5 protein-coding genes are annotated in these 5,989 nt (G+C 44.5%); all 5 read left to right on the top strand.

The features are described from left to right. A partial coding sequence (gene infB, locus A3766_RS09550; protein WP_068642135.1) for a translation initiation factor IF-2 occupies positions 1 to 2,349 on the top strand: 2,349 nt, incomplete at its 5' end. Between the two features lie 28 nt (positions 2,350 to 2,377). Beyond that, positions 2,378 to 2,809: a 30S ribosome-binding factor RbfA gene (rbfA, locus tag A3766_RS09555; RefSeq protein WP_068515206.1), complete on the top strand. Its 432-nt coding sequence runs from the start codon at positions 2,378 to 2,380 to the stop codon at positions 2,807 to 2,809. 5 nt (positions 2,810 to 2,814) lie between these two features. Continuing rightward, the gene (gene truB, locus A3766_RS09560) at positions 2,815 to 3,849 is read left to right on the top strand and encodes a tRNA pseudouridine(55) synthase TruB (protein ID WP_068515203.1); all 1,035 of its coding nucleotides are present in this window, start codon (positions 2,815 to 2,817) and stop codon (positions 3,847 to 3,849) included. 108 nt (positions 3,850 to 3,957) lie between these two features. Further along, a complete protein-coding gene (gene rpsO / locus A3766_RS09565) occupies positions 3,958 to 4,227 on the top strand; it encodes a 30S ribosomal protein S15 (RefSeq protein WP_068509647.1) in 270 nt (89 codons plus the stop codon). 323 nt (positions 4,228 to 4,550) lie between these two features. Then, the coding region (gene pnp, locus A3766_RS09570) for a polyribonucleotide nucleotidyltransferase (protein ID WP_068642137.1) at positions 4,551 to 5,989 on the top strand (1,439 nt) is incomplete at its 3' end.

Raw genomic sequence — 5,989 nt, forward strand, 5'->3', positions numbered from 1 at the left:
AAGAAAATCACACTGAAGCGCAAGACGACATCAACTTTGAAGATGTCAGCGGGTCAAGGTAAGTCAAAAACAGTTAATGTTGAGGTGCGTAAGAAACGTACCTATGTGAAGCGCCCGGAAGTCTCTTTAGAGCTTGAACAGCAGAAGAAAGAAGAGGCAGAACGAGCAGCTAAACTAGCCGAAGAAGTTGCTGCTAAGAAAGCACAAGAAGCGAAAGAAGCTGAAGAGAAAGCTCGAAAAGAGCAAGAAGCCAAAGAGGCTGAAGCTAAGCGTGAAGCGGAAGATGCTAAGAAAAGTGAAGCGAAAGCGCCGAAGGCTGAAGTACCAGTGACGCCTGCTGAGCTTGAAACAAACGAAAAGCATAAAAAGCACAAGAAGAAAGAAAAAGTGCCTGTTGTGGATGAGGACGAAGCTCCGAAACGCAAGCATGTTAAGTCTGCCGGACACAGAGCGCCTCGTCAGCGAGATGAAGATCTATCAACAATCAGTTTAGATGTTCTTATCGATGAAGATGAGCCGCAGCCACGTAAGCTAAAGTCTAAAAAGAAGAAAGTAAAACGTACTCATGCTTTCGAGAAACCGGTGTCGCCTGTGGTTAGAGAAGTAAATATCGGTGAGTCAATCATCGTAAGTGAATTGGCAGACAAGATGTCTGTTAAGAGCGCCGTTGTGATTAAATCACTGATGGGTATGGGCGTTATGGCAACGCAGAACCAGTCTATTGACCAAGAAACTGCAGTGCTTGTTACTGAGGAGTTAGGTCATACAGTGAAATTGGTTGCTGAAGATGCGATCGAAGCTGAAGTGATTGAGAGTATCGATTACGCAGGTGAAGAGACGCCTCGTGCGCCAGTTATCAGTGTAATGGGTCACGTTGACCACGGTAAGACCTCTCTGCTTGATTATATCCGTAAAGCGAAAGTAGCTAGTGGAGAGTCAGGTGGTATTACACAGCATATTGGTGCTTATCACGTAGAGACCGGTCATGGCATGATCACCTTCCTGGATACGCCAGGACACGCAGCCTTTACAGCTATGCGTGCACGTGGTGCGAGCAGTACTGATATTGTTATTCTGGTTGTAGCAGCCGATGATGGCATGATGCCACAAACCGAAGAAGCGATTCAGCATGCGCGATCAGCAAATATGCCGATCGTTGTTGCGGTAAACAAAATGGATAAAGAGCAAGCAGATCCTGATCGTGTTAAAAATGAACTAGCGACGAAAGAAGTTATCCCCGAAGACTGGGGTGGCGATGTCCAGTTTGTAAACGTTTCTGCGCATACCGGTGAAGGTATTGATGCTTTGCTTGATGCTGTATTGCTTCAAGCTGAGCTTCTAGAGTTAACAGCTGCCAAGAACGTTCCGGCAAAAGGTGTTGTTGTGGAATCTAGCCTTGATAAAGGCCGTGGTGCTGTATCAACAGTATTGATACAGAACGGTACACTTCGTGGTGGTGATATCGTTATTGCGGGCATGTGTTACGGTCGCGTTCGAGCGATGCTTGATGAAAATGGTCAGCCAATTAAAGATGCAGGCCCGTCTATTCCAGTTGAGATACTGGGTCTTAATGGCACGCCTGATGCGGGTGACGAGTTTGTTGTTGTTGAGAGCGAGCGAAAGGCACGTGAAGTAGCTGAGTTCCGCGAAGAGAAGAGCCGAAAGGATCGCTTGCAGCGTCAACAGGCTTCTAAGCTTGAGAACATGTTTAGCAATATGGGCCAAGATGAAGTTCGTACTTTGAACGTTGTTCTGAAAACTGACGTGCGTGGTTCTTTGGAGGCGCTGACGGCATCATTGAATGACATTGGTAATGAAGAAGTTCAAGTAAGAATCGTGGGTAGTGGTGTCGGTGGTATTACCGGTACTGATGCTAACCTGGCTTTAACTACCAATGCGGTAATTGTTGGCTTTAACGTTCGTGCTGATGCTTCTGCAAGAAAGATTATTGATGAAGAAGGTCTGGATCTTCGCTACTACAGCGTTATCTACGATATTATTGATCACGTTAAGCAAGCTCTAACTGGCATGCTAGCTCCTGAGTTTAAAGAAGAGATTGTCGGCATCGCTGAAGTTCGTGACACCTTTAAGTCTCCTAAGTTTGGTCAGGTTGCGGGTTGTATGGTGCTTGAAGGTACGATCTACCGTAATAAGAAGATTCGCGTATTGCGTGACGATATCGTGATCTTTGAAGGCGAGTTAGAATCATTGCGTCGCTTTAAGGATGACGTTAATGATGTTCGTTCAGGTACTGAATGTGGTATCGGTGTTAAGAACTATGACGTAAAAGTGGGCGATAAGATTGAGGTCTTCGATAAGATCTCTGTTGAACGTACACTCGATTCGTAATTAGTTTGATTAGCGGGATAAGTAGTTAATGGCGCAAGATTTTAAAAGAACAGATCGTATTGCTGATCAAATGCAACGCGATCTGGCAGAGTTGCTTCGTTCTTCAATGAAGGACCCTCGGGTTGGCATGGTAACAGTGAATCAAGTGGTGGTGGCCAAAGACCTCGGTTTTGCCGATGTTTATGTTACCTTACTCACAGTTGATGATCTGGATGCTGATGCGGCTGAGGTAAAAAGTACGATTAAAGTACTTAACGGAGCAGCAGGGTTCTTGCGCAGCGAGCTTGGTCGTATGATCAAGCTTAGAACTATCCCGCAACTACGTTTTCATTTTGACGCTTCGGTTAAACGCGGCCGTCAACTCGATAATCTTATTTCTCAGGCTCGAAATAAAGACGCTGATTTGTCTGTCGATGAGGGGAATGAAGATTCCAATACTCCTACGGATAACGAAGGCTAGTCCCTTTGGCGCGTAGAAGAAAAGGACGCCTGCTAAACGGGGTGTTGTTGCTTGATAAGCCTCAAGGGATGACTTCAAATTTTGCCTTGCAAAAAGCTCGGCGGATATTTGGTGCTCAAAAAGCAGGTCATACCGGAAGTCTTGATCCTCTAGCGACGGGTGTTTTACCAATTTGTTTTGGTGAGGCAACCAAGTTCTCTCGTTATCTACTTGATGCGAATAAAGGCTATTACACAACCGCGACTCTAGGAGATATCCGGACGACCGGTGATAGTGATGGCGAAACGGTCGAGATCAAAGAAGTGCCTGCACTCAGTGAAGCTCCCTTATTAAGCTTGCTAGAGAAATTTAAAGGTGACATAGAGCAGGTGCCATCTATGTATTCTGCGCTAAAGCATCAGGGTCGCCCCTTATATGAATATGCGCGCAAAGGTATCACGATAGAGCGTCCTGCACGCCCAGTTAGTATTTTCAGGCTTGAGCTCGATGAGTTACGCGAAAAGCAGCTCGATTTGACTGTCGAATGTTCGAAAGGTACTTATATTCGCTCATTAGTGGAAGATATTGGTAATGAACTGGGCTGTGGTGCGCATGTCTCAATGTTGCGTCGTTTTAAGGCCGGGCACTTCATGTTGGATAGCACTGTTAAGATGCTTGCTTTGGACGAAATGTCTCAAGAACTTGCTTTAGGTGAAGGCTTGGAAGCAGTTTTAGATGTCAATTTACTGCCAATTGACAGTTTATTGCCTGATACACCCAAAGTATGCCTAAAAAATGAGCTTGTAAGCTCGATATTAAATGGACAAGCGGTTAGAATAGCCGACTTTGAAAATACTGGCTTTGTCTGTATTTATCTGCCTGTTGATACTTTATGCCAAAATTTAAGTGTCGAGCAGACAATATTCAAGCAGTATTTTGAATCTACCTTTGAAAAAGATGGTCAGCAATATGTCTTTGCTGGTGTCGCTGAAATTGACGAAGAAGGTATGTTACAACCTAGTCGACTCGTCAACTTTAATGAAATTGCGACACAGGTATAGGTCTTTTTCAAACTAATAACGGTAGAAAGAAAACAAGTTTCGCAAACGAGTTGACTGTAAATATGCGCGGTTGGCTTAAGTTTTAATTAGCATATTGAGGAAATAACTATGGCTCTTAATGCCGAAGAAAAAGCAAAAGTAGTAAGCGAATATCAACAGTCTGAAGGTGATACTGGTTCTCCAGAAGTTCAGGTTGCATTGTTGACAACTAACATCAACAAATTGCAAGGCCACTTCAAGGGTAACAAGCACGACCACCATTCACGTCGCGGTTTGATCCGTATGGTTAACCAGCGTCGTAAGTTGTTGGACTACTTGAAGCGTAAGGACGGTCAGCGTTATTTAGACTTGATCGCTCGCTTAGGTCTACGTCGCTAAGGTGTAAGCTTTTTGAGCTTTGTTTTAGAGATGACTATGATTTTGTTATGAAGTCATAAATAAAGTACCGGCATGTCTTGAAAGATAGACATGCCGGTTCTTTTTTATCGATAATCATATTTTTTTATGTGATTGTCATCACGCTTAGTTGTTTGTGCAGCTAAGGTAAATGTAAAAGTGCTTTGTTAGAAGGCCGTAAAGTTTTATGTCTGAGTGTTTTTTCTGAGCTCGTTCTTCAAAGAAGTAAGAACACTGAGACGTAAAGCTTTTAGTCCTTGTCATTTAGCGAAGCTAAATCAAAGAAAATAAATTAAGGAGCCGATGTGAATCCGGTTATTAAAAAATTTAAGTACGGTAAGTCAGAAGTTACAATCGAAACAGGCAGAATCGCTCGTCAAGCAACAGGTTCTGTATTAGTCACAATGGACGATATCGCAGTATTGGTTGCGGTAACAGCAGCTAAACAAACTGCGCCAGGCCAAGACTTTTTCCCATTATCTGTTTTCTACAACGAGAAACAGTATGCGATTGGTAAAATCCCAGGTGGTTACATCAAGCGTGAATCGCGTCCTTCTGAAAAAGAGACGCTAACTTCTCGTCTAATTGACCGTCCAATTCGTCCGTTGTTTCCAAATGGTTTCATGAACGAAGTTCAGGTTGTTTGTACTGTTATGTCAGCAAACAAAACTGACAACTCAGATATCGCAGCGATGATCGGTACTTCTGCTGCGTTGGCTATCTCAGGTGTTCCGTTCAATGGTCCTATCGGTGCAGCACGTGTTGGCTTTACTGATGAAGATGGTTATTCACTTAACCCAACAAACGCTGAGTTGGAAGATTCGTTATTAGACATGGTTGTAGCGGGCACCAAAGACGCAGTATTGATGGTTGAGTCTGAAGCAAAAGAAATGACTGAAGACGAAATGCTGGGCGCTGTTTTGTTTGCTCACCAGGAAATGCAGGCAATCGTTACTGCTGTAACCGAGTTTGCTGAAGAAGTAGGCACTGAGAAGTGGGACTGGACTCCTGAAGAAGTGAACACTGCGCTTGCTGAAGCTGTTGCGGCTGAGTCAGCGGAAGGTATTACAGCTGCTTACTCTATTAGCGACAAAATGGCACGTTACAGTGCACTAGGTGAGCTGAAAGCTGCTGCTGTTGAGAAGCTAGTGACCGATGCGGAAGATTCACCTTCTGCAGATGACGTTAAAGCTTACTTCTCTAAGTTAGAAAAGAAAATTGTTCGTGGTCGTATCACGCAAGGCGAGCCTCGTATCGATGGTCGTGACAACAGCACTGTTCGTCCTATAAAGGTTGAAGTGGGTGTACTGCCGAATACTCATGGTTCAGCTTTGTTTACACGTGGTGAGACTCAGGCGATTGTTACGACAACGCTAGGTACCTCTCGTGATGCACAGATCGTTGACGATTATGCTGGCGAATACAAAGAAAACTTCATGTTGCACTACAACTTCCCTCCTTACTCTGTAGGTGAGTGTGGTCGTATGGGTCCTCCAGGTCGTCGTGAGATCGGTCATGGTAAGTTGGCTAAGCGTGGTCTTCAGGCGCTTATGCCTACCGCTGAGGAATTCCCATACACAATTCGTTGTGTATCTGAAATCACAGAATCTAACGGTTCTAGCTCAATGGCAAGTGTTTGCGGAAGCAGCTTGGCAATGATGGATGCGGGTGTACCTTTAGCTGCGCCAGTTGCGGGTATCGCAATGGGCTTGGTTAAAGAAGGTGATGACTTTGCCGTTCTGAC

This window comes from Oleiphilus sp. HI0132 (assembly GCF_001635845.1).

Excerpts from the sequence above, each read along its gene's own strand:
- rbfA (WP_068515206.1), top strand. The coding sequence starts at position 2,378 with ATGGCGCAAGATTTTAAAAGAACAGATCGTATTGCTGATCAAATGCAA.
- rpsO (WP_068509647.1), top strand. The coding sequence starts at position 3,958 with ATGGCTCTTAATGCCGAAGAAAAAGCAAAAGTAGTAAGCGAATATCAA.